We start from the raw sequence: 26,417 nt of genomic DNA on the forward strand, positions 1-26,417 counted from the left end.
GTCTTTTTTTAAGCCTGTTGAGTCAAAAAATATTGTACAAATTTTGAAATGCATTTGCATTTTTGCGATTATTTGTTAAAATTAAGTAAAAATAAGTTTAAGATTAAGTTTCAGTTTATTTTTTTATGATAAATTTAATAAAATAACAGTCATTAATAACTATCACTTAAGAAAGGAGAATTTACTGTTGCGTAAAACCCGGCATCAGGCAAGAAAAAACGCCCTGTTTCATCATCATTCACGAAAACATCCCAGGTCTTCCATCAAAAAGTATAAATCACCTCTCTACGCCGCTTCTGCCCTCCTGCTTGCCATCGGCAATTTTTTACCGCTGAATTTTATGCCAATGTTTTCTCCCGCTCCGGTTGAAGCTGAAGCTACCACCACACAGCAGACAGACGAAAAAGGCATCAACTGGAATATGGTCGCCGCAGGAAATGCTTTAACCTCACTCATCTCAAGTGCCGCCGCCGGCTCCACCTTGTATATCAAGGCAAGCACAGACCTGACAATCGGCACAAGAGTCACTATTCCAGCAAATGTCACCTTAGTTCTTGACATGGACGGGCATGCCCTATATACAACGAATAATGCACTCATAAGAATCAACACCGGAAACAAAATTACTTTTCAAAATGAAAATATGGTCGCCACAGGAACTTCAAACCGGACAACTGTTCCTAACCCGTCAGGCAGCGGCACAACCCAAGGCGATTATAACTATTATTACGGTCTATTCAGCTCAGCTGACTGGGGAAATACGACAGGCGCAAGCCTCACTTATAAGAATGTGACGCAGAACCTTTCAAGCATTACAAGCAACGGTGACAGCGGGGAACCCTTTTACAATCAAGGAATACCTGTCTATTTTTCCGGGACAAATTACTTTTTTCATAATTCCGGTCAGGAATTCATGGAAGGCGAGGGAATCATTGTCCTAGACGGAACGACCACGATTGTACAGCATACAAACCAAGCTGTAATCTGGGGAAGATACAACTCTGTGATTAAAGTTGCCGCCGGTGCAACGCTCCGCATTTCCGGAGATACTACCACAAATTCTTCCCGCGGATTCTTTTACATGGACAATAAACCGTCCTTAAATATCACTAACAACGGCACTTTGATAATTGACATGCAGATGGCAAAAGCAGCTACCGATTTCTATAGCGGAACTTCTCTTTCTTCCATCACGATGAACTTCGGCGAAAACTCAACAACAAACATTACCGGATACGGCCTCTTCAGCCTTAGTCAGGTCGGCTCTTTCTCAGCCACCATCGGCTCCGGCGCCACTTTTGACTACAATACAGCCAACGGCTCGAAAGTCTTCGCCGGCACCAAAACAACTGACAGTTTTACGATTAACTCTGCCAAGCATGTCCGCTTCAGCACCGATAAAACAGCGACCACAGGCAGTATTTTGGGCACAGAGCCCGAAGCCATGGCTTTCAGGCTCAATGCGGCTGCGCCTGCCAGCTATGCGATTAACGGCTATAACCGCACTGGAGCACTAACGATTACCGCAAGCGCAACGACAGGAGCTTATGGCGTGACAGGAACTTTTCACAGCAGCCTGAAAGACTTATCCAGTCTCAAAGGAATCCGGCCTGCCACAGCCTCAGACATTAAGGCCTACCAGGATTCAGCTCAACTGGAATTTAACCTTATCAGCCCGGCTCAGGCAACCTTTACCTATGCTTGGGCAGAAGATGTCCCCGGCCAGAATCATGTGCCCGGGAAGCTTCTGGGCGCTCTCCCTGACTCTGTGAAAGAGACTGGAAATATCGGAGAAGCCATTTCTCCGCCGGATTTGACAGCACCAACCGGCTATGTCATTTCCGGGTATCGTGCGCCGAATGGGACAGTTTATCCTACTCTGGGCGAAGCCATTGCCCAAACCGGCGGCGGCAAGTACCCGCAAGCGACAAACGATTTTCAGGTGATTCTGAGTGCGCAGACTCAGACTTTCTACGTCGACTATGGTTACGAGTTCGATAAATTCGGAAATCTGCCGCCTTTTCCGCCAGCTCCTTTCACTCAGACTGGCTTGACAGGAGCGCCAATCGTCCTGATTCCTTTCAATAACCCCCCCGATGGTTATCACTATTCCGGCGTGCGTAATAAAAACAGGTATTTCTGGGTGGATGCAATCAATCCGGAAACTGGAGCTGCTAACACGCCTGGACCTTATTACAATCACATGTTCACTGCACTGCAAAACGCAATCATCGATGAAAACGGCGGATTGTTTTTCGGAACGACTTCCTTAGCTGCTCCGCCAGTCATAAATGAGCAAGGGGACTACGATAACAATATCATGCTGTTGCTGTCAGCGAACGCTGAGACTGCAAATTACACCTACAGCTGGGCAAGCAACACACCCGGCTATAACGGGAATCCGGGAAGCATACAGGGGACGCTTCCTGGCAAAACAAGCTCAAAAGGCGGATTCGGAGACAGGATTGCAGCGGATTCAGAGGGCGCCAACAGTCCCGGAAACAATTACGCCAGCTTTGTTAAGCCGCCGGACGACACGGCTCACACAGGTTACTATGAAAATGTGCTCGCCCCCAACGGGATTACTTACACTTCAGACCCTAACGCTGTCCAGAGCCAGACCTTCGTTAAAACAAGCACGCCGCTGGCAGCCGCAACACAGGCTAACACTTTCTTAGACGGTGCTTCTGCAAACAATTTCAGCATCAGCTATACCCCCGTCTCTAATAAAGTGACCTGGCACTATCAGCACGATTCCGAGATGACCAGCCCGCCGGCTGATATTGTGCAGGATGTCCTCACAGGCGCACCATTGACAAACCCTAACGCAACGATACCCGAAGGCTACCGGGTCGACAGTTACCACTATCCTGGAGACCCTGTCAGCTACACCTCTTTGGAGGCCTTGCAGATTGCCCATAACTCAGGGGCAAACGATATTACGATTACGGTTGTTCTGGCTAAAAATTTTGTTCTTCCATTCACTGGAGGCAGCGGAAGCGTCGGAATTGCTGCAGCTGCCGGGCTCTCAGTTGGAGCCGCTCTACTGATTCGACAACGCAAAAAACGCAGCTGATGCGTTCAACTTGATACATAAAAAATCGTGTGATTCATTTGACGAATCACACGATTTTTTTGAGTTAATTTTTTACCTTTCGCGAATCGTTGCATCGCGCTTATAAATTGCAAAGGCATCAATCAAAATTCGATTGACAATCTGCAGCGGAATACGGCTGGCCACATCGAGGCCAAAATCAAGTTCTTTGATTTTAGATTTGTAAGCGGAAAGACTGACATCTGCCATTTGCGCCAATCGGCTGGACGGGCTGGCAGTCAGCGCCAGCACTTTTGCACCATGCGACTTAGCAATCCCGACTGTTTCAATCAGTTCGGGCGTTTCTCCAGAAATGGAAATTGCGATAATCAGGTCCGTCGAATGCATCTTCCCGGCATGATATTTCATATATTCCGGGTCGTTGTATCTGACGCAGCGTTTAGCAAAAAGCTGCAGTTTTGCCATCATTTCGAGCGAAACGTTATCGCTCAGTCCCATGGCAATGAGAGTAATATCCTCATGGCGATTAATCAGACGGATGGCCGACTCGATTTCTTCCACGGAAAGCTGATTAATCGTCCGCGTGATTTCAGTCTCATTTTTCAGAAAGGCTTCATTGACTTCACTTGAAAATCCGTTGCTGGGATGGGTTTTGTCGTTTTTGACAGAGTGTTTAAAATCTGAGTAACCATCATAGCCCATTTTGTTCAAAGTACGATTCACTGTCGAAATGGAGACATGCGATTCTTCTGCCACCTTTGAAATCGTCATCTGACTGACCTTCGCCAGGTTGTCCTGAATGTAATTCCAGCAGAAGAGTTCTGTTTCGCTCAGCTTATGTAATCGCGGCATGTTAGGCCTCGAAGCGTTTCACGCCGTCAAGGTAAGTTGCGGCCAGCGACATGTCCGGCTCCAGCACGATAAAGTCTGCCGCATGTCCGAGTTTAATCTGTCCGCAGACATCCGAAATTTTTGCAGAAATTGCCGGTGTCAAAGTGGCCATCATAACTGCTTCCTCCGGAGTGGCAATGCCCCAGTCCACCACATTCTTCACAGCGACATTCAGCGTTAAAAGCGAAGCGGCTAAGCTGCCGTTGCTGACTAAGCGAACCGTTCCATCTTTAATGACAACCGGGAATTCGCCCAGCATATAGCTTCCGCCGTCAGGCATCCCTGCGGCCCGCATAGAATCCGTCACAAGAAGAACATGGTCAGCGCCTTTGGCTTTCATCAGCACTTCACAAGCTGCCGGATGCACGTGGTGACCGTCGCATATCAGCTCTGCGTAAGTGTTGGGAGTATCAAAGGCTGCGCCTACCATGCCAGGCTGGCGGTGGTTGAGCGGACTCATGCCGTTGTATGTGTGAACCCAAGTGTCTGCACCTGCCTCAATGCCTCTGACAGCCTGCTCGTAAGACGCATTTGAGTGGCCAAGCGCCACAGATACACCTTCAGATGTAATCGTCCGGATAAACTCGTCTACGCCTTCACGTTCTGGCGCGACAGCTATTTTCTTCAGCATGCCTTTCGCCGCCGTCTGCCACTCATGAAACTCGTCGATGCTCGGGTCTGTCATATAAGCCGGATTTTGCGCGCCCTTGTGCTCTTCGGTAAAATAAGGCCCTTCAAAGAAAATTCCCTGAATCTTCGCGCCTTTGGCTTCCTGATGATGATTTCCGATTTCTTCGCAGATATGCTTCAGCAACTCATGTTCGCCGGTTAAAGTCGATGGGAAGAATGAGGTCACGCCAATGCTCAGCAGCCCCTCCGACATCGTTGTCAGAAGTCCGTCAATATTGTCGTCCATCACGTCAAAGTCGTGGAATCCGTGAATATGCGTGTCCACCAGGCCTGGTGCAATATTGTGCCCAGTATAATCAACGATTTCAGCCCCTGCCGGCGCTTCTTTCTGCCAGGCACCAAACTTTCCGTCTGCAATCTCCAAAAATCCGCCCTGCTTTGTCTCGTAAGGATAGAAGAACTTGTCTGCTTTTACATAATAAACCATGTTTCAAACTCCTTAATTTTTTATTTATTTGTATAGACCAATTATAACAGATTTTTTGATTCAATATTATGTTTTTGTAAGCTTTTGCAGAATTTCTTAAAAAGAATAAATCCTAATACAATAACTGCCCGTTTGTTCATCCTATGCTATAATTGAGACATGGATTTAAATAATATACGTGAAGACATTGACCATGTGGATGCAGAGCTGACACGGCTGCTTGAAAAACGGCTGAATCTTGTCTGCCAGGTTGCCGCCTTTAAAAAGCTGCATCAGCTGCCTGTTCTGGACGAAAAGCGTGAACAGCTGCTGCTTGCGAAAATTTCGGCTCAAGTTGAGAATCCTGAGTTTTCTGACACGATTGTCGACACTTACAAGCAAATTTTAAAAAATTCACGTGATTTTCAGACAAAAATGCTGAAATAACTTTATTTCTTTGAAAATTCAATCATAAAAACAGAAGCATTCACTGTACTTCTGTTTTTTATTTTTCCGAGTTCTATTTAAACGTTTTCAAATTATCTGTTCATAAATTTAAACACATTTCTGGCATTTTTTCCATTTTTGTATCAAATCTCTAATTTTTACTTTATTTTATAGGTTATTCATGATATATTTATAATAAGATTATATGATTTCCTTAGAGGCACAAGCGAATTTATCATAAATCTGAACAACGAGCTAGCAAAATAAGCTAAGCGAGAGTTTCACCCGCAACACAATTCCTGCTGCGGCTTTATTATCCTTAGTACACAAAGCTCAAAAAACGTCCGCTGCTGGACAAAATCTTCCATACAAAAAGACACTAAAAAAGGAGACATTATGACTTTCAAATCAGTGAACAGAAAAATTTCACGCGCCTCAATCGCTCTTTTGAGCGCACTCTCTCTCACAGGTATTGCACCCGCCGTCAATGCGGAATCTTCTACTGCCCGGGTTTCAAACGGTGAAGTCACAATCCATGCTCAGCAGGCAAGTCCGCTCAATCCTGAAGACAACATTCTCGGGCCAAACGACGGTACTGAACTGACAAGCGGTTTAACGATGGCAAATGTCACTTTCACGGCCACACCAATTATCCTGAAAGGCACATCAGCCAACGGCTCTTTCGATTCGTCCGATTACGACCTTGACCCAAGTCGAACATCCCTTTCACAAACAACCAATGCAACCGGAGTGGCAGACTTTTCCGGCCTGACAGACGGTTATTATCTTTTCCATCAATCAACAAGCATCGGCGGTATCCGCACAATTAAAGACTTTATCGTTGCCGTCAACACAACTGACAGCAGCGCGATTGACGTCAATGTTTACCCTAAGTTGGACCTGACGCCTTCAAATGATTTGCAGAAGATTGCCTTGACCAACGCGAAAGATAACTTCAACGGCAAGACACCTGATCAAATTGCCGCTGTTAACAAGAAAGCCGGTACCACACAGGAAATCAACGCTATTAATGCGAGCGGTGTATTAAATGCAGGTGATGCTGGAAATACGACAACCGCTGGCGCTGGAGACACGATTACCTGGAACTTGAACAGCATTTTTGACGCTTCACAGATTACAAATGTGAATAACCCAACAGCTGATACGACTGGAACTTACAGCGTAAAAGACACATTGCCCGCTGCTGTAAACTATTCTGCAGCGACTGCCGCTTTGACTGTCAGTGTTGCGGATTCTACAGGTGATGTGGCTGGTACTTTGACTGCGGATACAGATTATACAGTCACCATTTCAGGCAGCGAAATCACAGTCACATTAACAACTGCCGGCCAGCTCAAGGCTGCCGGGCTTCTTAGCAATGCAAGCGGCCAAATCAACATTCAACTTCCGACAACCGTAGCTTCCAATTTCGTAGGAACCGCAGTTAATAGCGTTGTCACAAGTGTTGTCAATGCTTTCGGCGTCGACATCAGCAATTCAGCAACCAAGACAGCCTCTGTCAATGTCGGCGGTGTCGAAATTGAAAAGGTGAATGGCGCTAACAAAGCACTGAAAGGCGCCACTTTCGTCCTGGTCCGTGCAAAAGATGAAGCTGCAGCCAAAGCGCTGGTCACTGCCAATGCCGCCGACATAAAAAATGACGGCTCTATAAGCGGCTTGACTGACAACACAACGGCTGAATTTGTGAAAGATATATCCGGCAAAATTATTTCCCGGACAACCGGTGACGACGGTTTAGCAGCCTGGACAGGTCTGAACCTGGTGGATAGTAATACCGATGAAACAAATGCGACCAACTACTTTGCCGTCGAAATTCAGGCACCAGCTGACTATGAACTGCCTTCACCATCCACAGGAGCCAATGTCTTTGCTGTGACCGCTGATACAACCGTCACACCAGGCGAAAAGAAAATTACCAACAACCGGCCATTTGACTTGCCGTTTACTGGTGGTACAGGCATTACGGCCATCTTGATTCTGGCGGCAGCAGCCGGCATCGGCGCGATTATCATTCGGCGCAGAAAAAATGATGAAGTAGAAGAAATTTCAAAATAAGAGGGAAGATTTGACACAAAAAGGACACCAACATGGAAGAAAGCACTTTTCCATCCGCAATCTAATCTCAGCTTTACTGCTGATTTTTGCGGTGGCAGTGCTCTTCTACCCGATTGTGGCAAATTATCTCGCAGGTCAAAGACAGACTGTAAGCATTGAAACTTACAAGAAAACAACCGACAAGCTAGATAAAGACAAGCTCAAACAGCTCTTGGGCGATGCTCAGACTTATAATAACTACATTTATGCGATGAATGTCCATCAAAACTGGACACAGGCCGTACCGGACTACAAAAAACAGCTGATTTATGATTATTCTGGAATGTTCGGCTACCTCGCGATTCCGCAGATAAAGCTCAAAAATGTGCCGATTTACCAGGGAGACAGCCAAAAAACGATGGAAGCCGGCGTAGGGCATGTTCCGCAGACGAGCCTGCCGGTTGGCGGTGTAAATACGCATGCTGTGCTGTCCACTCATTCCGGACGTGTGAATAATACTCTGTTTACAGATTTAGAAGACCTGAAACTGGGAGACACATTTTACATTCATGTCCTAAATCTTGAACTCAAATACAGAATTGATGGCCGGAAAATTGTCGAGCCAGATGAAGTTTCATCACTCGGCATTGTGGCTGGTAAAGACCTTGTGACCTTGGCCACCTGCTGGCCGACCGGTGTCAACAGTAAGCGCCTATTGGTGACAGGACATCGTGTTCCTAATAATGTCAAGCTGCCGCAGGAGAAAATTCAGCGCAATAAATACGGCTACAATTTTTGGGTGATGCTCGGCTCAATAATCCTGGCTCTGCTAGGGGCTTTGCTGGGACTGTTTACTTTGTTGTGGCACAAACGACATATTATCCGAGTAGACCGCGCCCAATTCACGGCGATTCAGCAAGGGCGTCAACGCCTGCTTATTGTGCCGAAGAAAATTCTGGATGCGGACAGTCACACTAAAAGCAGTAAAACTCATAAAGCCGGCAATCGAATTCTGTTCAAGGCCTGGGAAGAAGACCAGCTGCCGGACGGCGAAAGAGAACAGCATTATTTCAGACAGGACAAGGATTCTACCTGGCAAGAGGCAGAGCGCAGAAAAGCTGAGAGGCAAAAAGCCAAATTGACCTGGATTGCTGACTCTTCAAGTTTCAATCAAGTGATAAATCAAGCTGAACTTGATTTAGGCGAAAAATACAGCTCAAAGCATCTTCCGGATGGTACTTCGCTTGAACAAGCGCTGCAGTTGATTCGAGAACGCCTAGGCACCGATGATTTGCCTGATGATTGTCTTTTGCTTGGAATTAAGCTGAGATAAGCTGAGATTATTAAAACTGCCGAATTTGGCGATTCAAAGAGAGACAAAGTCACTTGACCTTGTCTCTTTATATACCGTTTATACTGTGCCACAAAGGTAATGGCCTTAAAATAGCACTCTGCCCCCTCCAGTTAGGTGTAAAAAAGAAGCCTCACAGCTTCTTTCCCAAACCACTATATGCATGTTCCACCTTGATGCATCGATTCATCACGATTTTAGAGCGTCCAGCTGCACGTAAAATCTTCTCTGCCTCCTCTGACTGCAGCCCCTGCTGCGCCCAGAAAACATCGGCATCCGTCTGTATGAACTCACGAGCCACATCTGCCAGAAATTCACTGCGTCTGAAAATATCCACAATGTCAATGTGGAAGGGAATGTCAAGAATCGAAGCATAAACTGTCTCGCCCAATAACTCGCCGCCAGCCAGCTTAGGATTGACCGGAATCACCCGGTAGCCGTTAGCTTGAATCGCCCGCGCCACCATGTTTGATGACGTTTCCTCGCGGTCAGACAGCCCGACCACAGCAATCACCTTTGCCTCGCGCAAATAATCGAAAATCACAGGCTGCGGCGGATTTACAAATTCATATTCATTTTCCATATGTCTATTATAGCATGACTGATATTTATATATACAATTTCGCTTTTCTTCACACTAAAACACTGAAACGCTGAAAAAAATCATTTACAGACAACAGATGTTATAATAAACCATGGCCAAAAGAAAAAGCACAAGCACAAAGTCGCTGCAGAAATCGCTCATCTCCTTCCTCCTCGTTTTAGTCATATTTGCCGCAGGCTGGCTCTGGACAAACGTTGTCAACAAGAAACCTGCTGTCCAGCTGGCAGCCAGCAGTTACTTGCAGTCTGGCCTCTCAACCACGGTCAAGCAAGCCCCTCTGGACTACACTGGCTCAAAACAGCTCATTCTGACAGAGCAAGACTCTTTGGGGCGCGCGGTCGATGCACACATTCAGCTGAAAAATTCTCAAGAGCCCAGGAAAACGCGTGAGGCGCTGGATTACGACCCTGTCGGCTGGCACAACTATAACTTTTACTACAAAACAGGGACTGGCAGTACCCGAAAGGCTTGGCTCATGAGCCGCGGGCACCTGGTCGGCTACCAATTCAGCGGGCTGAACAATGACGGGCGCAATCTCGTCCCTGAGCCCGCATGGTTCAACGCCGGAAACTACACAGGCATGGACGACAGCAACAGCCAATCCATGCTCTACTACGAAAACCGTCTGGACAGCTGGCTGGCCAACCACCCCCACTACTACCTCGACTACCAGGTCACGCCGCTATACAAAGGCAACGAGCTGCTGCCCCGCCAGATTCGCCTGGCCTACGTCGGCATTGACAGCTCCGGTCAGACCCTGCAGATTCGGCTCGGCGGCGGTCGGGAAGCGTCGGGAAATGGGGCCAGCACTGTAGTTTATCTCGACAATAAATCACCCAACGCCGACATCAATTACGCCAGCGGAACAGCCACCAACACCGTGAATAAGCAATAACTGAAAAATCAGTCCCAAGGCCGAGAAAATCGGCCTTTTTTCTTGTTAAAATAAATTATCAAATCAAATAACTGATATATTTCAAAAGAAAGAGGTATCAAAATGTTCTTTTTACTATTCATATTCCTAGTCTGCGCCATCATCTGGAAAATCAGCATTCGAATCGTGCTGCCGATAATTTTGGGAGTTCTCGCGCTGGAGTTTGTTTTCTGGCTCATCAAGCTTATCTTCGGTCTGATTCTGCTTCCTTTCAACTCTCATCTGCTCGTACCGCTGATTATCATTGCGCTGGTCGTCTGGATTTGGAAAACGATTCGCACGACGCGTCACCAATAAGCCCGAACTTGATGGGCTTTTTTTATTTATCTTTCTGCAAATGTCAAATCATTTCATGAACAGCTTTGCCCAATCCTGACGCGAACTCAAAATACGCGCCACATAAACAGCCCTGTCCTCAATATAAAAGAAAGCAATGTAATTTTCAATCGGCAGGTAACGATAGACTTTTCCATCATCCGTCACCTGCCCGTATCCTCTGCTCTCAACCGTCGGTGAAGCCTCCGGAAAAAGAACCAGAATCTCTAAAGCTGTCAAAATCAGGTCAACTTTAGCTTCAGCAGACTGACGACTGTAAAAATTAACTAAGATATAATCTCTGATATTTTTCAAGTCTTCCTTTGCAGGTTCTGAAAGCCTTACAGTGTACTTGATTGTTTCAGTCAAGATTAAATTCCTTTCGTACATCCGCTAATTCCGTTGTCTTCCCGGCAAGAATTGCTTCATGACCCGCCAAAATTTCCCGCTTCAAATCCGTAAAAGCTACTTTCAGGCTCTCATCAGCCACATCGTCGCTCATAACAAAATTCCGCGGATTAATCGCCCCAGTGACAATCTTTCTAAGCGTTGCATTCAAAACATCCGAAACACTTAGTCCCTCTTGCGTAATCTCCTTTTTCGCCACCTTGTAAAACTCAGTATCAGCTCTAAAATTTACCTGTTGTGTTGCAGACATTTCAGCCCCCTTTAAATAATGCCGTATAACAATATATAGCAATTTTGTATATCAATATTGTAGCACATTTCTTGAAAATCGTAAAGTACCAAAATCAATCACTCGCGCTGTACAAAAAAAGTTCCTTAGCAACTGGCGCGGATGAACACACCAGTCACAATAGAACTTACTTGTTTTCATTGCTTAAAGAGAATCTGAGCCTGAATCTGATACACTTTCGCTGTCCAAGGCTGAAGTGCCCTCTGAAGTCTGAACACTTGTTGTCTCAGAGACCGCCGAAGTTGCCGTGTCCTCAGAAACTTTCGGCTCTGTTGTCTCAGAAACCTGCGAATCAGCAGATTCTGAATTTGAGGCACTGTTTGGCTCATCACTGGCTGAAACACTGCCTGTTTCTGAGGCAGAGACAGCTTCACTTTGTGATTCCGGCATTTTTCCAGTCTCATAGAGCGACTTAATCTGACGCGCATCCAAAGTCTCGTATTCAAGCAGAGCCAGGGCAATCGCCTTGTGCTGCTCACGATGTGCCTGAATAATCTCAGTTGCCTTATCGTAGGCTTCTTTCGTGATGCGGCGTACTTCGTCATCAATCGCAATCGCTGTCGCCTCAGAATATGTCTTTGTCTGGCCATAGTCACGGCCGATGAAGACTTGATGGTCTCCCTCATAGCTGATTGGGCCGAGCTTGTCGGACATGCCGTACTGCGTCACCATTCCGCGCGCAATACGTGTTGCCTGCTCAAAGTCATTTGAAGCGCCTGTCGTGATTGTGTTGAAAATAATCTGCTCGGCTGCTCGGCCGCCCATCAGGCCGGCCAGATTTTCCTGCATATCTTCTTTCGACATCAGGAACTGGTCTTCCTTAGGCAGGGCAATCATATAGCCGCCTGCACGGCCGCGCGGTACGATTGTAACTTTGTGAACCGTATTAGCATTTGAGAGCACCAGACCAACAATGGTGTGACCTGCTTCATGGTAGGCCACCATTTCACGCTCATGCTCGGAAATTCTCTTGTCTCTCTTGGCAGGGCCTGCAATGACACGGTCTTCTGCTTCATCAATATCTGAAGCATCAATGATTTTCTTGTTACGACGAGCTGCAACCAGAGCGGCTTCATTCAGAACATTTTCCAGGTCAGCCCCTACAAAGCCAGGGGTCTGCTGGGCAACCACTTTGAGGTCAACGTCAGCTGCCAGCGGTTTATTCTTCGCGTGAACACGCAGGACAGCTTCGCGTCCCTTGACATCCGGCGCACCTACAAGGACTTTACGGTCAAAACGGCCTGGACGCAGCAAGGCTGGGTCGAGCACGTCTGAGCGGTTCGTCGCTGCAATGACAATGACGGCGTCCTGATTTTCAGTAAATCCGTCCATTTCAACCAGGAGCTGGTTCAATGTCTGCTCGCGCTCATCGTTTCCGCCGCCGAGACCAGCACCACGCTGACGGCCGACAGCATCAATTTCATCAATGAAGACGATAGACGGCGCATTTTTCTTGGCATTTTCAAAGAGGTCACGCACACGGCTGGCGCCGACACCGACAAACATTTCGACGAAATCAGAACCTGAAATGCTGAAGAAGGGGCGACCAGCTTCGCCTGCAACGGCTTTTGCCAGCAAGGTTTTACCAGTTCCCGGAGGGCCTTCAAGCAGCACACCTGCCGGAATTCTAGCGCCGAGGTCGTGATATTTCTTAGGATTTTTCAGGAAATCAACGACTTCAAAGAGTTCCTGTTTTTCTTCGTCTTCACCAGCCACATCTTCAAATCTGACTTTGGAAGTCTTGGCATCCTGCTGCTTCGCACGAGATTTGCCGAAAGACATCGGATTGCCTGCACCGCCGCCGCGGCCGCCCAATCCGCTCATCATGAAGTAGAAAAAGGCCATCATTAAAATAATCGGCAGCCAGCCGCTAAGCAGAGTCATCCAAAAGCTCTCTGTCGGTGTCTGAAGCACAGTAGCCTTAATATTTTCCTTATCGGCCAGCTCTTGCAAGTCCGTGATATTTCCGTCCGTTGGAATGACATAGCTGTAGAAGCCCTTCACAGTTGAAGAGGAATTTCCAAGCAAAGGGAAATTCGGCGCACTGCTGTCTTTGACCGGATTTTCATATTCAGCCGCAATCTTCATGATGCCGTTCACCGGCTGGAAAGTCAGCTCTTTGATGTTGCCGTCTTTGATTTTGCTGGTTAATTCACTGTAACTCACATTTTTAGTGGCACTATTGTTCCCGCCCATAAACATGTTCGCGCCAATGATGACAATAATCAGTGCCGCAATCCAGATGAAGGAGTTTCTGATGAAACCGCCCGGCCGCTTGTTATTATTACTATTATTCGGATTCTGCATATTTACCTATCTTATTCAGTCTAATCTAATCTAGTCTAATCTAGCTTTATCCATTATAACAAATTTTGCCAGATTAAGCTCAATGAAGTGACTACCAGCATACCAGAAAAGTCTGAGATTTCCCTCAGACTTTAGACTGATTTCTGACCTTTTTTGACCAATTAAGGTTTTTCGTCAAAAAAGTTTATTTATCCGTAAGAGCAGCAAGTCCTGGAAGCACCTTGCCTTCAAGGAGTTCCATAGAAGCGCCGCCGCCAGTTGAAATCCATGAGAATTTATCGGCATAGCCAAGATTGATTGCAGCAGCAGCTGAATCTCCGCCGCCAATAATTGATTTTACGCCTGGCTGAGCCACAATCGCATCCATAACACCGATTGTACCAGCCTGGAAATCAGGATTCTCAAAGACGCCGACTGGGCCGTTCCAGACAACAGTTTTCGCGCCGGCAAGTTCTTTGCCGAACTCTGCAATTGTCTTCGGACCTGCATCAAGTCCCAGGAAACCAGGGTCAATATCAATGCCTTCAGTGTCTTTCACCTCAGTATAGTCAGAAAATGCATTCGCTTCTTTTGAATCCACTGGCAGAATCAATTTGCCGTTAGCTTTCTCAAGCAATTCCTTTGCTAAATCGAGCTTGTCGTCCTCAACCAGGGAATTGCCGATTTCGTGGCCTTGTGCCTTGAAGAAAGTATAGGCCATACCGCCGCCGACAATGACCTTGTCAGCTTTTTTCAGCAGGTTCTCGATAACGCCGATTTTGTCTGAAACTTTTGAGCCGCCGAGGATTGCCACAAATGGACGGACCGGATTCTCAACTGCTTCTTGGATATAGGCAATTTCATTTTCCAGGAGGAAGCCGGCCACTGCCTTGTCAACATTTGCTGAAATGCCGACGTTTGAAGCGTGTGCGCGGTGAGCGGTGCCGAATGCATCGTTGACGAAAATGCCGTCGCCGAGTGAAGCCCAGTACTTGCCGAGCTCAGGGTCATTTTTGGATTCTTTCTTACCGTCAACATCCTCAAAACGAGTGTTTTCTACCAGCAGAATCTCGCCGTCTTTCAGCTCATTGATAGCCTCTTCGAGTTTAGGACCGCGTGTCACGCCTGGAATAAATACGACAGGCTGACCCAATTTTTTGCTGAGGTCCGCAGCGACAGGGGCGAGGCTCTTGCCTGCCTTATCTTCCTCCGTCTTTACACGGCCGAGGTGGCTGAAAAGAATTGCACGGCCATGGTTCTCAAGGATGAACTTGATGGTTGGAAGGGCCGCCGTGATACGGTTATCGTTCGTGATGACGCCGTCTTTGATTGGAACGTTGAAGTCAACACGGACAAGGATTTTCTTGCCTGCTAGTTCGGATTGGATGTCTTTGACAGTTAGTTTTGCCATTTTATATAAAATCTCCTTTTGGAATAACGGCTGCTAGGCAGTCGCTATAATATTTGTTAAGTAAATTATATCACAAAGTGTTAAAAAACTCTTAACGGGTTTATTTTTCCGCGCTTGACTTTAAAGTTTTTAAACAATATAATGAATATGTCCAAAAACTGAAAGGCAGGTGCGAAAAAGGTGAAAGTTGAAGAATTACAAAATTATTTAACCGATAACGTTTTTTATTATTGCAAATATCTATCATTTCAGAAATTCGGTATTTTTACTTTCGAGGCTGATGGAAAAATCGGCGGTTCGCACGGGCTGTTTGAGCAGCAATATAAAGTTTTTGAAGAGCGCTTGATTCTGTATAACAATGCTATGAAAGAAGTCGCCGAATTCTTGTTTGATTGTGAAGATGGACGAACAATCGTCGGTAAATCGTAAATCTGGGCAAATTTAGACCTAGTACTTGTAAAAAGGATGGCCGCGATGTGGAGGTTATCAAATCAGCCCCTATAGATGACAAGAAAAATTTGAACACATTTTTACAAAGTCCTTATTATGAACAATTAAAAAGTCTTGCCCTAAAGGGAAAAACTATCGATGGTTATGACCATGGAGAATACTTCGTAGTTGATAATACTGACACTCCTTTTGGTATGGAGGGTATCAGGGAATTGCTTATAAAATTGAGGCGCCGACTGCAACAGATGAATATTTATCGAAAAAAATGCTTGTTTTATTCAATGCCTCGTTGAATTTGATGAATATATCCGCCTCGGAGCGCCAAGCCCCTGAAAATAATTATAGGTCTCTTCAAAAGTTTCTGCTTAAAAATACAATTCTTTTGAGAATTGCGGATAGCAATCTTATCAGCGGTTCTTATTATCAAAACACAGAAAATTTTCCTGATTATGAGTTAAAGATTCAGGAACTTATCAAAAAGGTCGCGTTTGACAATGAAGTTCCGTTATCAAATATTGTCTGCTACGGAACTTCGAAAGGCGGGGTCGGCGCACTCATTCACGGTTTAACCGGAAATTATCCGATTGTTACTTTTGACCCGATGATTAATCGCGAAGAGTACATGGCAAATGGAGATGAACATTTCTGCTTTGACTGTGTTCCGGTTGATTTCACGGAAAGGATAAATCACTTGCTTTCACACACTACAATGTGTGCGGAAAATATAAAAATTTATACTTGTGAATCAGTGCCAATGACATTTTCTTATATTTCAAAACTCAACCACGAAAAATGCGAAATTTTAAATGTAAAATTTGATGGAAAAGCCTTTGCCAACCGAAGTGAGCGTGAAAAGCATAACCAGTTTCTGAACTTGATTTTTCCTTCTGAAGCTGCAGATATTAATGAGCTTTTGCGGAATTGTGATATTGATAGAGTGAGGTAGAATTTAAAAAAGACTGATTCGAACACTATTCGAATCAGTCTTTTTTGCACAATATCAATACTTCCCGACCGTCATCGGCTCAACAAAAGCTGGGCTTTTCTTGTCATTATCAACAGTCTCGGAAACCTGAGCTGCTGTCGTCTGGTCATTCACATGCTTCTTAGCCGTCGCAAGCATGAGCCGGATACGGTTCAGCTGGTTGACGGCAGAAACACCTGGGTCGTAGTCAATTGGGGCAAGATTAGCGCCTGGATACTGGCGGCGCAGCTCCTTGAGCATACCTTTGCCGACGATGTGATTCGGCAGACAGCCGAAGGGCTGCAGGCAGACGACGTTCATGACGCCTTTTTGCAGGAGCTCAATCATTTCGCCGGTCAGGAACCAGCCTTCGCCGGTGTGATTGCCGATGGAGAGGATTTTCTCGGTGCTGGCGGCGATTTCGTAAATCGATTCAATCCCGTCAAAGCGTTTCGATGCACGCAGGGCCTTGTCCATCGGTTTTTCGAGCATGTTGATGATGCCGATGGCGGTTTTGGCGATGAGCTTGTTCTTCTTGGCACCGCCGATTTCGTCTGTTTTCCAAATCTGGTTGAAGAGGCTGTAGTTCATGAAGCCGATGAGGTCGAGCACGACTGCTTCTGCGCCCTCTTCTTCGAGGAGGCCGACAATGTCGTTGTTGGCGGTTTTGCTGTATTTGACGAGGATTTCGCCGACGACGCCGACGCGCGGCTTCTTGACACTCTCGTTCAGCGGGATTTCGTCGAATTCCTGAATGATGCGCTTAATATTGCGGTTAAATTCAAAGATGCTGGCGCTCTTAACGTTGTGGGCAGCGGCTTTCAGCCATTTTTCATGGAGGGCATTGACAGCACCTTTTTCAGCTTCGTAGGGACGGGTGCGGTAGACGACTCGCTCAAACAGGTCGCCGTAGAGGACGGCCAGCATGAAGCGGGTGAGCAATGGAGCCGTGAACTTGAAGCCTTTTTCTGTGCCCTGATTGCCCATCGAAAGGCTAATGACCGGAACCTGCGGAAAGCCTGCGTCAATGAGTCCTTTGCGGAGAAGCGGAATATAGTTAGTGGCGCGGCATCCGCCGCCGGTCTGTGTCATCATGACCGAGGTATTGTTGATATCGTAGTCACCAGACTGGAGCGCTTCAATCAGCTGGCCGATGGTGATGATGGCCGGGTAGCAGGAATCATTATTGACAAATTGGAGGCCTTTGTTCACTGAGGTTTTCGTCTCTGGAAGGATGACGACATCGTAGCCGGATTCTTCAAAGGCGACGCGCAGCAGGTCATTCTGGTGCATAGGCGAAAGCATCGGCATGAGCAGTGTGTGCTTGCGCTTCATTTCTCGGGTGAAGACTGGCGTCGGCTTGACAATTTCTTCGAATTTGTTTTCAGGAATGGCTTCAACGCCATGTTTTGTCCGCTCGGAAACAGCCGCTTTCAGCGAGCGCAGGCGGATGCGGACGGCGCCCATGTTTGAGCCTTCGTCGATTTTCAGGACAGTATAGAGCTTATTATGCTTGCGCATGATTTCTTCGACCTGGTCAGTTGTGACGGCGTCGAGGCCGCAGCCGAAGCTGTTGAGCTGGACAAGCTCCAGGTTTTTGTTTTTGCAGACAACCTGAGCAGCTGCATAAAGGCGGGAATGATAAACCCACTGGTTGACGACACGCAGGCCTGGGACATCTTCAATGCCTGCGATGGCATCCTCTGTGAGCACGTGGAAGCCTTCCTGCGTGATGATATTCGCAATGCCGTGATTGATTTCAGGGTCCAGGTGGTATGGTCGGCCTGCCAGGACAATGGCTTTCTCATTGTTCAGATTAATCTGTGTGAGCAGCTCTTCTGCCTTTTCACGCAAATCGGCCTTGAAAGCGGCCAGTTCGTCATAGCCGTGCATGACTGCTGCTTCGACTTGCTCAAATGTCAGGTCAAAGCCTGCTTTTACCAATGCCTCATAAACATTCTTCGCCACATTTTCACGGTTGGCAAGATTCAAAAATGGATGCACATAATTAATCAATCCGTCGCGGATTTCATCTATATTGTTCTTAATGACTTCAGGGTAAGACTGGACGATTGGACAGTTGTAGTGGTTTTGTGCGGATTTTTGTTCTTCCTGTTCGTAAAGTACGGATGGGTAGAAAATCGTTTTCACGTCCTCTTGTATCAAAGCCATAATGTGCCCATGCACCATCTTTGCCGGGTAGCAGACGGTGTCGGACGGAATCGTCTCAATGCCTTTCTCGTAAAGGTCGAGGTCGGATTTCGGCGAGAGGACGACGCGGAAGCCCAGGTCGGTAAACATGGTGTGCCAGAGCGGGTAGTTTTCGTACATGTTGAGCACGCGCGGAATGCCGATTTCGCCCATTGTCTGCTTCTTTTTGGACAATGAGTGGTAATGGAAAAGTTTTCTGTATTTGTAATCAACCAGATTGACTTTTTTGTCGCGGCGGTCAATTTTGACCTGCGTAGCTTTCTCCTGGCCGCGCTCACAGCGGTTTCCGGTGACGAATTTCGAGCCGTCGTTAAAGACCGTCAGGGTCATCTTGCAGTTATTTTCACAAAGTCCGCAAACCATGAACTCTTTGGTCGTCTTGAATTTTACAAGCTCGTCGAGTTTGAGAATGGCTGACTCTTCGCCAGCTTTAGCGTTTTCCAGGGACATGAGGGCACAGCCATAAGCACCCATCAGGCCTGCAATACTCGGGCGCACAACCTCTCGTCCTGAAATGATTTCAAAGGCACGGAGAACTGCTTCATTGTAGAATGTGCCGCCCTGGACAACGATTTTCTCGCCGAGTTCCTCAGGGCGCTTGACTTTGATGACCTTGTAAAGGGCATTCTTGATGACAGAATAAGACAAACCTGCCGAAATGTCGCCGACAGTGGCGCCTTCTTTCTGCACCTGTTTGACTTTTGAATTCATGAAAACGGTACAGCGCGAGCCCAAATTGACGGGGTGCTCTGCCAGCAGCGCGATTTGCGCAAAATCTTTCACGTCGTATTTCAGAGAATGGGCAAATGTCTCGATAAAGCTGCCGCAGCCTGAACTGCAGGCCTCATTGAGCTGAATGGAACTCAGCGCGCCATCCTGAATCCGCATGGCTTTCATGTCCTGACCGCCGATGTCCAGAATAAAGTCAACGCCGGGGTTGAAGTAATCCGCCGCCTTGTAATGCGCCATGGTTTCAACTTCGCCGAGGTCGACTTTGAGCCCTGCCTTGATAAGCTGCTCGCCGTAGCCTGTGACGGTTGACTTGGCAATGTAGACATCGCTCGGGAGCTGGCTGTAGAGCTCTTTTAAGATGTCGATGACAGACTCCAGAGGCTCGCCGTTATTTGAGCCGTAGTGGTCAAACAGGATATTGCCGTCATCGTCAATCAGAACAGCCTTTGTGGTGGTCGAGCCCGCGTCAATGCCCAGATAGGCCGGCCCGTGATGTTCTGCTAGTTTTTTATAACTTGCGGTGGCCTTGGCATGACGGTCGCGAAAGGCCTGCAGTTCTTCCTCAGAGTTGAAAAGCCGCTCCATCGTGTCCTGCGGGATCAGGCTGTCTGACCTGTCATTTTTCAGTGAATGGATGAGTTCTGACAGGCTGCGCTCGACTTTTTCATCGGCCAGGGCTGCGCCCATTGCGACAAAGAGCTGCGGATTTTCTGGGAAAATCACGTCTTCATCTGACAGGTTCAGCGTCTCGATAAAGCGCTGGCGCAGCTCGCTCATGAAATACAGCGGGCCGCCTAAGAAGGCCACCTTTCCTTTGATTTTGCGGCCGGAAGCAAGACCTGCAATGGTCTGATTGACCACGGCCTGATAAATCGACGCGGCAATGTCTTCACGGCGTACGCCTTCATTCAGCAGAGGCTGGACGTCGGTCTTGGCAAAAACCCCGCAGCGCGAAGCAATCGGGTAGATTTTCTCGTAATTTTTGGCCAGGTCATTGACACCTTTGGCGTCGACTTTGAGCAGCGCGGCCATCTGGTCAATGAAAGCGCCCGTTCCGCCGGCACAGGTCCCATTCATGCGGAGCTCCTGCGTGCCGTTGTCAAAGAAAGTCATCTTGGCATCTTCGCCGCCCAGTTCAATCATAACGTCGGTTTGGGGGATGAATTTTTCGATGGTGATGCTTGAGGCAATGACTTCTTGTACAAAGGGTACATCAATGACTTCGGCCAGACCCATTCCGCCTGAGCCTGTGATGGCCAGCGACAGGGACAAATTTCCCTGCTCTGTCTTCAATTCATTTAATACTTTGATGGTTGCGGCTTTGACATCAGAAAAATGCCGCTCATAGCGCGAGAAGATGAGTTTGAGCTGTTCGTCGAAAACGACGAGCTTTACTGTCGTGGAGCCGACATCTATTCCTGCTTTATATATTGTCATATTGGAGAAACTCCTTTGAAATAGCGTTCGCACAAGTGCTCGGCTTTCTTGAAATAGAAATGCAATTAAATAATCTGGAAACTAACAAAACTGACAAGGTGTTGTTTATTTAATACAGTGTCAATTTTATCACTTCCTCAGATTATTGCAACCAGCAAACTGCACGTCATTGCTGGTTATACAACGTTTCGCAACATTTTGTTGTTTATGACAAATATTTTTGACATACATTTTCCTGAAATTATCTGGAAATAGTTTTATAATATATGCAACAGATACTTATATTTTGTTGCATATCAAACAGTAAGCGGGGTTTTATTTATGCCTAAAAAAGACGAAGATTTACGTGTGAAACGGACGAGAAAACTGATTACTCTCGCTTTCATCAATTTGCTGCGCCGAAAGAAATTTGAAAAAATTTCAATTCAGGAAATTGCCGACGATGCCATGATTAACCGGGCGACCTTTTATGCCCACTATGCAGACAAGCAAGACCTGTACGACAGCCTAATCGACGACTTTCTGGTAGATTTCACAAAAGTGCTGGATGACGGGACACTGATTGACGGGACGAATGTTTATGTGGCCGAGATTGAAGAAATGCTCTCGAAGTTTTATGATTTTATTCGTGAAAATCCTGAAGTTTCCCAGATTATCATTGACAAGTCGCAAGACACCAATTTTACAGACCGATTTTTGGACATCTTGTCCGAGCGTTATGCTGAGCTTTTTCAGAAGCTAGAAGTGCGGGAGCAGGACGTGGTTGTGCCGTCGGACTTTGTCATCAGCTACATTACGTCCATTCTGGTGGGCACACTGCGCTGGTGGACGACTTCAAACACAACGATGCGCTCGAAAGACTTTGCCCATTTGATTATTAAACTGATTTCTAATGGGCATTTGACGGTGCTGGGGGTTAATATTGACCGGCAAACAAAAAACTGATTTCTTAGGTCAGTTTTTTTGATTAATATTATTTTATACAAGCATCATCGCAAAATTTCCACCAGCTCTTTTCTGGCAGCCGCATTAGCTGGTGCCACGCTGAAAATCAGCCCCAGAACAGTTGTAATTCCCAGCGACAAGGCAATTGTGAATAAATCCGGCACGACTTTGAAAGGCATAAATTGAGAAATCAGAAGCGCGATTAGATAGCCAATCACATAGCCGATTAAGCCGGATGAAACGGTCAGCAATAAGCCCTCCGCCAGAAACTGCTGTCTAATATCAGACTTTCTTGCCCCCATGGCCCTGCGAACGCCAATTTCCTGAGTCCGCTCACTGACTGACGTGTACATCATGTTCATCACACCGACGCCGGCGATAAAGAGAGAAATTCCGGCGATTCCAGAGATGAATAGGGTCAGAGTGGACAAAATCTTGCTGATGCCGTCCAACAGGCCGGACATGTCAAACGTGGTGTAGGTTCCCTGAGTTGTCATTGAGCCGTTGTCTGTCAGTTCCTGTACGACATTGTCCGCAACGCTGCTGGGCTTATGGCCGGGCTGAACCTTGATTTTAATGGCCGAAATTGTTTTATTCTGAGAATGGAGATATTCATAAGTTCGCTTTGGAATTTCCACATCCCCATTTAAAGACATTTCACCGCCACCTGTAAAAATTCCCACAACTGTATAAAGCTCACCATCAATGGGAATACCATAACCCAGTACAGACTGTTCGTCAGAAGAAATCTTATCTGCTAAATCACTTGAAATAACCGCAACTGTTGCTCGCTCATCGTCATCTTTCTGAGTAAGGTTACGCCCCGCCCTCAAATCTTCCTCTGACTTTTTCATCAAACCCACCGTTTTTGAATACTTCGTCGTTCCAAAATAGAAATCCTGCATCACGGTTGTTTGCGTATCTGCCTGATAGGCCGCTGAATCAACTCCGGAAACAGATTCCGCGAGGTGCAGGTCAGACTCATTGAAAAATGTGCCAGTGCTTACAGGATTATTTGGTGAAAAATTAATCTCAACGTCAATGTTCTGCGAATTAGACTGAGTCAGATTCTTCATCGTATAAGCCTTGAAACCGTTCCCAAGCGACAAAATCGTAATTACAGCAGAGACACCAATGATGATTCCCGCCATTGTCAAAAGACTACGCCGAACATTGTGTCGAAGCGCTAAATAGGCATTTTGCAAAATCATACGCAGCTTCATTCAACAATCTCCCCGTCAAGTAAGTGAATCACGCGCCCGCAGTAGCTTTTCAGGCTCTCATCATGCGTGACCAAGATAACCGTCGTTCCCAGACGGTTCAAATTCCGGAAAAGGTCCATAATTTCGCGAGACGTGTGACTATCTAAAGCGCCTGTCGGCTCATCCGCAATAATAAAACTCGGCCGATTGACAATCGCACGCGCAATGGCCACTCGCTGGCGCTGTCCGCCGGAGAGCAATCGAACAGACTGGTCAATAAAGTCACTTAAACCAACCCTGGACAGAGCTTCTTCTACCATTTCCTTGGATTTTTTAGCCGAAAAACCGCTATACATCAGTGGAACTGTGATGTTTTGCCGAACCGTCATATTTTCTATCAAACTAAAATTCTGAAAGACAAAGCCAACATTCTGATTTCGGACATTTGACAATTCATCGTCATTATAATCACTTACCAGCTTATCTTCAAAGTAATAATTTCCATCAAAATTTGTATCAAGAAAACCAATCAGGTTTAATAACGTTGACTTTCCAGAGCCGGAGCGTCCTAAAATTCCGATGAATTCGCCTGCTTTGACTGAAAAATTGAGGTCCTTCAGGACAACGAATGGCGCATTGTTGATGGTAAAGGCCTTTGTAACATGCTCCAGCCGAATCATTGTGCGGCTCCATTTTGAGAAATTACATCTCCTGCTTTAAGTCCCGAAAGTACTTGCAGTTGACCTTTCGCCACCGGTTTTGCCTTAACAGCAGTTTTTACAAATTTACTGCCTTTTTTCACTTCAACATAGCCCTCTTTCATCGCTGTTTTTGGAATAAGCAGGACATCATCCTGGGCTGAAATTTGTACGTTATAACCCAGCTGCAGATTTTTAGACGGCGTAATGGTAAATGTGTAATATGAAGCACTATCTGATGCTGCAGGCGTACCTCCCGAGGCCTGGGCTGGGTTTGCCGCATTGGTTGGTGTTGCAGAAATTACAGAGACAACTCCGGAAGTTTTTTGCTGGAGATTAATTGCCTTTATTTCCACCTTATCGCCGACTTTTAGCTTACTGTAATCAAACTCAGAAATCTGTCCAGTAATAATTGTGCCTTTTGTCGAGATACTGACCAGAGGCTTTGTAGCATCATCAGGGGTGCCGACTTTCGCAATACCTGCGTTTTTTGCTTTCACCGTGACTTTTCCAGTGCGCTGAGCCTCATTAAGATTGGCCTGCGCAGCTTGTACAGCAAGAGAATTTGACGCAACAGTTTGTGTCAATTGCTGAATGCTTTGAGTGTTGCTGTCTATTTCTGCCTGCACTGCGCTGGGGTCTTGAGCATTTGCCAGTTTTGCCTTATTGCTCTGAGCAGTTTTCTGGTCCTCAAGTGCCTGCTTATATTGGTCTTGGAGACTCGAGGCTTGTGACCGAAGCTTGGTCAACGTGTCCTGCGCCTGCGTCAATGCCAGCTGTGCCTGTTTTACCGCATAATCCAAGCTCGTTAAATCTGCTGGAGGATTGCCGTTTGAGCTTGATACGGACTGTGCCTCGCCTGACTCAGCCTCTGTAAAAGTCGCCTGGGCCTGCTCAAGACTTAACTGAGCCGTCTGTACAGCGTAAGTCTGCTGCTGCAAAGCATCCGCGTTGCTGGAAATCTGCGCCTGAATGGCACTTGGGTCAGAAATGCTAGACTCAGTCGCACTAATGCTCGTTGAACTGTCTTTATCTGCTACAGCCTGTTTGTATTTGTCCTGAAGTGACGAAGACTGCTGCTGAGCAATCAACAAATTATCCTGAGCCTGAGAAAGCGCCAGCTGCGCTGACTTCACAGTATAGGAAAGACTCGTTAAGTCGCTGTCTTTCGCCTTATAAGTCAAAATCGCCTGACCGGCCGTGACCTCTTGAGCTGTCTTAACTTCTATCGTCGGCATTGTTCCCAAAGAAGCATCCAGCATGTAATCATCTGTATGTTCGCTTGTGACCGTCCCCTTGAATAAACTCTTAGACTGAGCCGTAATTTTGTAGGTCGGCACTTCTGCCTCGGCCTTGTCTCCTTTTTTTGTAAGTGAAATAAATACAAAAATGATGAGGCCTAGCAAAACTACCGAAGCAACCGGTATGATTATAAGATGTTTCCTACTTTTTGTCTGTCGGTTTGAGCGCATTTCTTGTCCCCTTTACGAACGATTATAAGTGTTAAATGATATAGAACTAAATATAAAATAAACAAACGATTATTTCAAGAAAACTGCCACCAGCACATCTATGATTAACAGAATCACGAAGACAAGTCCCAGTTTTATTTTATCGACTTTCACTTTCCGGTACAAAAGACCAGTAAATATTGCATTTCTCAAAATTGATTGAATGATGAGTACTGTTGTACCAATCACAAAGCCTCGGTTAATAAGTTGCATGCCAACAAACAGCACTTGAACAATGAATGCTGAAATTAAATAAATAAAGAGCGTGTAGCCGAAAGAAATTTTCTGCTTTGTGACGAGATAGACGATAATTTTGTCTACAATCGCTGAAATCAAAAGTGTGATGATTATGATAACTGCTGAAAAAAGCAGAAGCCCCCCCTATCATACTTTTCATCTCAGGCGCATTGCTTTGCCCAAGAACATTACTAATCTTGCTCTGCGCAATCACATATGGAATGAAGACGCTAAATACCATAAAAGCGATTAATAGTATTGCAAGATAAATTCTTTCGATAGTGGTTAGTTTAGTCATTTTAACCCCCTTCTAAATTTTTAATTAATGAGATTAACAAAGAACTACTTTTTAGGACTCATTGGACATTTCCTCAAAAATGTAAGTCTCTAGCTCATCTGAATTCTCAAAGTGGTTTTCAAATACTCGCGCCCCATTTTCCTGCAAATAAACAATTTTGTCAGAAAGTTCAAAAGAAATTTTAGCAACATGTGTTGAAAAAATTACAGTCATTTTTTCTTTTTTAGTTTTCAAAATTTGTGAAATGTTCCTGAAACTCATCAAATCAATGTCAGAAAAAGGTTCGTCTAGAAGCAGAATTTCTGGCTTTGAAAGAAAGGCAATGATAAGGTAAAGCTTGCTTTTCATTCCTTTGGAAAAATCTTTTATAATTTTGTTTTCTGGTTGAAACTGCAGCTGTTTGAACAGCTTGTCTTTTTCTTCTGGTTCAAATTTCATCTTCTTGAACAAAAATGTTGTTTTAATAAATTCGTCCGCAGTCATAAATTCAAACGGTATATCATTACTTTCTAGAAAAATCGTATCGGATGAATTTTCTATTTTTCCTTCATCAAATGACAGGTTTCCATTCAAAATATTCAGTAATGTTG

23 protein-coding genes are annotated in these 26,417 nt (G+C 46.0%); 9 read left to right on the forward strand and 14 right to left on the reverse strand.

All coding sequences use genetic code 11. The features are described from left to right. The first annotated feature begins 187 nt into the window (after positions 1-187). Positions 188-3,076, forward strand: coding sequence for a hypothetical protein (locus ACYQ2E_RS10020; RefSeq protein ID WP_460017931.1), 2,889 nt, complete (start codon positions 188-190; stop codon positions 3,074-3,076). A gap of 72 nt (positions 3,077-3,148) precedes the next feature. Here the strand turns inward: ACYQ2E_RS10020 and ACYQ2E_RS10025 are convergent, their stop codons facing one another. Further along, positions 3,149-3,907 (reverse strand): MurR/RpiR family transcriptional regulator, encoded by a 759-nt coding sequence (locus ACYQ2E_RS10025; protein WP_460017932.1) that lies wholly within the window; start codon positions 3,905-3,907, stop codon positions 3,149-3,151. Position 3,908: 1 nt separating this feature from the next. Beyond that, complete coding sequence (gene nagA / locus ACYQ2E_RS10030) at positions 3,909-5,063, reverse strand: N-acetylglucosamine-6-phosphate deacetylase (protein WP_460017933.1); 1,155 nt, start codon at positions 5,061-5,063, stop codon at positions 3,909-3,911. A 159-nt stretch (positions 5,064-5,222) separates the two neighbouring features. On the opposite strand from nagA, the gene ACYQ2E_RS10035 reads away from it, so the two are divergent. From ACYQ2E_RS10035 to ACYQ2E_RS10045, 3 genes are all read left to right on the forward strand, one after another. Continuing rightward, entirely contained in the window at positions 5,223-5,489 is a 267-nt protein-coding gene (locus tag ACYQ2E_RS10035) for a chorismate mutase (protein ID WP_460017934.1), read from the forward strand. A gap of 396 nt (positions 5,490-5,885) precedes the next feature. Further along, on the forward strand, positions 5,886-7,565 hold the full coding sequence (locus ACYQ2E_RS10040) for a SpaH/EbpB family LPXTG-anchored major pilin (RefSeq protein WP_460017935.1): 1,680 nt from the start codon (positions 5,886-5,888) through the stop codon (positions 7,563-7,565). Positions 7,566-7,575: 10 nt separating this feature from the next. After that, positions 7,576-8,877, forward strand: coding sequence for a class C sortase (locus ACYQ2E_RS10045; protein WP_460017936.1), 1,302 nt, complete (start codon positions 7,576-7,578; stop codon positions 8,875-8,877). A gap of 151 nt (positions 8,878-9,028) precedes the next feature. Here the strand turns inward: ACYQ2E_RS10045 and ACYQ2E_RS10050 are convergent, their stop codons facing one another. Next, a complete protein-coding gene (locus ACYQ2E_RS10050; protein WP_460017937.1) occupies positions 9,029-9,478 on the reverse strand; it encodes a CoA-binding protein in 450 nt (149 codons plus the stop codon). Positions 9,479-9,590: 112 nt separating this feature from the next. On the opposite strand from ACYQ2E_RS10050, the gene ACYQ2E_RS10055 reads away from it, so the two are divergent. Then, positions 9,591-10,394 carry a DNA/RNA non-specific endonuclease gene (locus ACYQ2E_RS10055; protein ID WP_460017938.1) on the forward strand — a complete coding sequence of 268 codons (804 nt, stop codon included), beginning with the start codon at positions 9,591-9,593 and terminating at the stop codon, positions 10,392-10,394. Between the two features lie 102 nt (positions 10,395-10,496). Then, the gene (locus ACYQ2E_RS10060; protein ID WP_460017939.1) at positions 10,497-10,730 is read left to right on the forward strand and encodes a hypothetical protein; all 234 of its coding nucleotides are present in this window, start codon (positions 10,497-10,499) and stop codon (positions 10,728-10,730) included. Positions 10,731-10,778: 48 nt separating this feature from the next. On the opposite strand, the gene ACYQ2E_RS10065 is transcribed toward ACYQ2E_RS10060, so the two are convergent. The 4 genes from ACYQ2E_RS10065 to ACYQ2E_RS10080 form a co-directional block, all read right to left on the reverse strand. Then, complete coding sequence (locus ACYQ2E_RS10065) at positions 10,779-11,117, reverse strand: type II toxin-antitoxin system RelE/ParE family toxin (RefSeq protein WP_460017940.1); 339 nt, start codon at positions 11,115-11,117, stop codon at positions 10,779-10,781. After that, a complete protein-coding gene (locus tag ACYQ2E_RS10070) occupies positions 11,110-11,406 on the reverse strand; it encodes an antitoxin (protein ID WP_460017941.1) in 297 nt (98 codons plus the stop codon). Before ACYQ2E_RS10070 ends, ACYQ2E_RS10065 begins: the two co-directional genes overlap by 8 nt. Before the next feature lie 183 nt (positions 11,407-11,589). Continuing rightward, positions 11,590-13,752, reverse strand: a complete 2,163-nt coding sequence (gene ftsH / locus ACYQ2E_RS10075) for an ATP-dependent zinc metalloprotease FtsH (RefSeq protein WP_460017942.1) — start codon at positions 13,750-13,752, stop codon at positions 11,590-11,592. Positions 13,753-13,936: 184 nt separating this feature from the next. Next, on the reverse strand, positions 13,937-15,142 hold the full coding sequence (locus ACYQ2E_RS10080) for a phosphoglycerate kinase (RefSeq protein ID WP_460017943.1): 1,206 nt from the start codon (positions 15,140-15,142) through the stop codon (positions 13,937-13,939). Between the two features lie 180 nt (positions 15,143-15,322). On the opposite strand from ACYQ2E_RS10080, the gene ACYQ2E_RS10085 reads away from it, so the two are divergent. After that, complete coding sequence (locus ACYQ2E_RS10085; protein ID WP_460017944.1) at positions 15,323-15,571, forward strand: hypothetical protein; 249 nt, start codon at positions 15,323-15,325, stop codon at positions 15,569-15,571. Positions 15,572-15,803: 232 nt separating this feature from the next. Beyond that, positions 15,804-16,538, forward strand: a complete 735-nt coding sequence (locus tag ACYQ2E_RS10090) for an XcbB/CpsF family capsular polysaccharide biosynthesis protein (protein ID WP_460017953.1) — start codon at positions 15,804-15,806, stop codon at positions 16,536-16,538. Between the two features lie 54 nt (positions 16,539-16,592). Here the strand turns inward: ACYQ2E_RS10090 and ACYQ2E_RS10095 are convergent, their stop codons facing one another. Then, positions 16,593-20,936: an acyl-CoA dehydratase activase-related protein gene (locus ACYQ2E_RS10095; protein ID WP_460017945.1), complete on the reverse strand. Its 4,344-nt coding sequence runs from the start codon at positions 20,934-20,936 to the stop codon at positions 16,593-16,595. Positions 20,937-21,257: 321 nt separating this feature from the next. Here ACYQ2E_RS10095 and ACYQ2E_RS10100 point away from each other — a divergent pair, with 321 nt between their 5' ends. Further along, positions 21,258-21,881: a TetR/AcrR family transcriptional regulator gene (locus tag ACYQ2E_RS10100; RefSeq protein WP_460017946.1), complete on the forward strand. Its 624-nt coding sequence runs from the start codon at positions 21,258-21,260 to the stop codon at positions 21,879-21,881. Between the two features lie 44 nt (positions 21,882-21,925). Here the strand turns inward: ACYQ2E_RS10100 and ACYQ2E_RS10105 are convergent, their stop codons facing one another. From ACYQ2E_RS10105 to ACYQ2E_RS10130, 6 genes are all read right to left on the reverse strand, one after another. Continuing rightward, positions 21,926-23,104 carry an ABC transporter permease gene (locus ACYQ2E_RS10105; protein ID WP_460017947.1) on the reverse strand — a complete coding sequence of 393 codons (1,179 nt, stop codon included), beginning with the start codon at positions 23,102-23,104 and terminating at the stop codon, positions 21,926-21,928. Further along, positions 23,101-23,763 carry an ABC transporter ATP-binding protein gene (locus ACYQ2E_RS10110; RefSeq protein ID WP_460017948.1) on the reverse strand — a complete coding sequence of 221 codons (663 nt, stop codon included), beginning with the start codon at positions 23,761-23,763 and terminating at the stop codon, positions 23,101-23,103. Before ACYQ2E_RS10110 ends, ACYQ2E_RS10105 begins: the two co-directional genes overlap by 4 nt. Then, positions 23,760-25,253 carry a hypothetical protein gene (locus ACYQ2E_RS10115; protein WP_460017949.1) on the reverse strand — a complete coding sequence of 498 codons (1,494 nt, stop codon included), beginning with the start codon at positions 25,251-25,253 and terminating at the stop codon, positions 23,760-23,762. The genes ACYQ2E_RS10110 and ACYQ2E_RS10115 overlap by 4 nt, the downstream gene beginning before the upstream one ends. A 69-nt stretch (positions 25,254-25,322) precedes the next feature. Further along, positions 25,323-25,505 carry a hypothetical protein gene (locus ACYQ2E_RS10120; protein ID WP_460017950.1) on the reverse strand — a complete coding sequence of 61 codons (183 nt, stop codon included), beginning with the start codon at positions 25,503-25,505 and terminating at the stop codon, positions 25,323-25,325. Then, complete coding sequence (locus ACYQ2E_RS10125) at positions 25,492-25,827, reverse strand: hypothetical protein (RefSeq protein ID WP_460017951.1); 336 nt, start codon at positions 25,825-25,827, stop codon at positions 25,492-25,494. Before ACYQ2E_RS10125 ends, ACYQ2E_RS10120 begins: the two co-directional genes overlap by 14 nt. A 51-nt stretch (positions 25,828-25,878) precedes the next feature. Then, positions 25,879-26,417: ATP-binding cassette domain-containing protein (locus ACYQ2E_RS10130; RefSeq protein ID WP_460017952.1), on the reverse strand; the 539-nt coding region annotated here is incomplete at its 5' end.

Source organism: Lactovum odontotermitis (assembly GCF_054658595.1).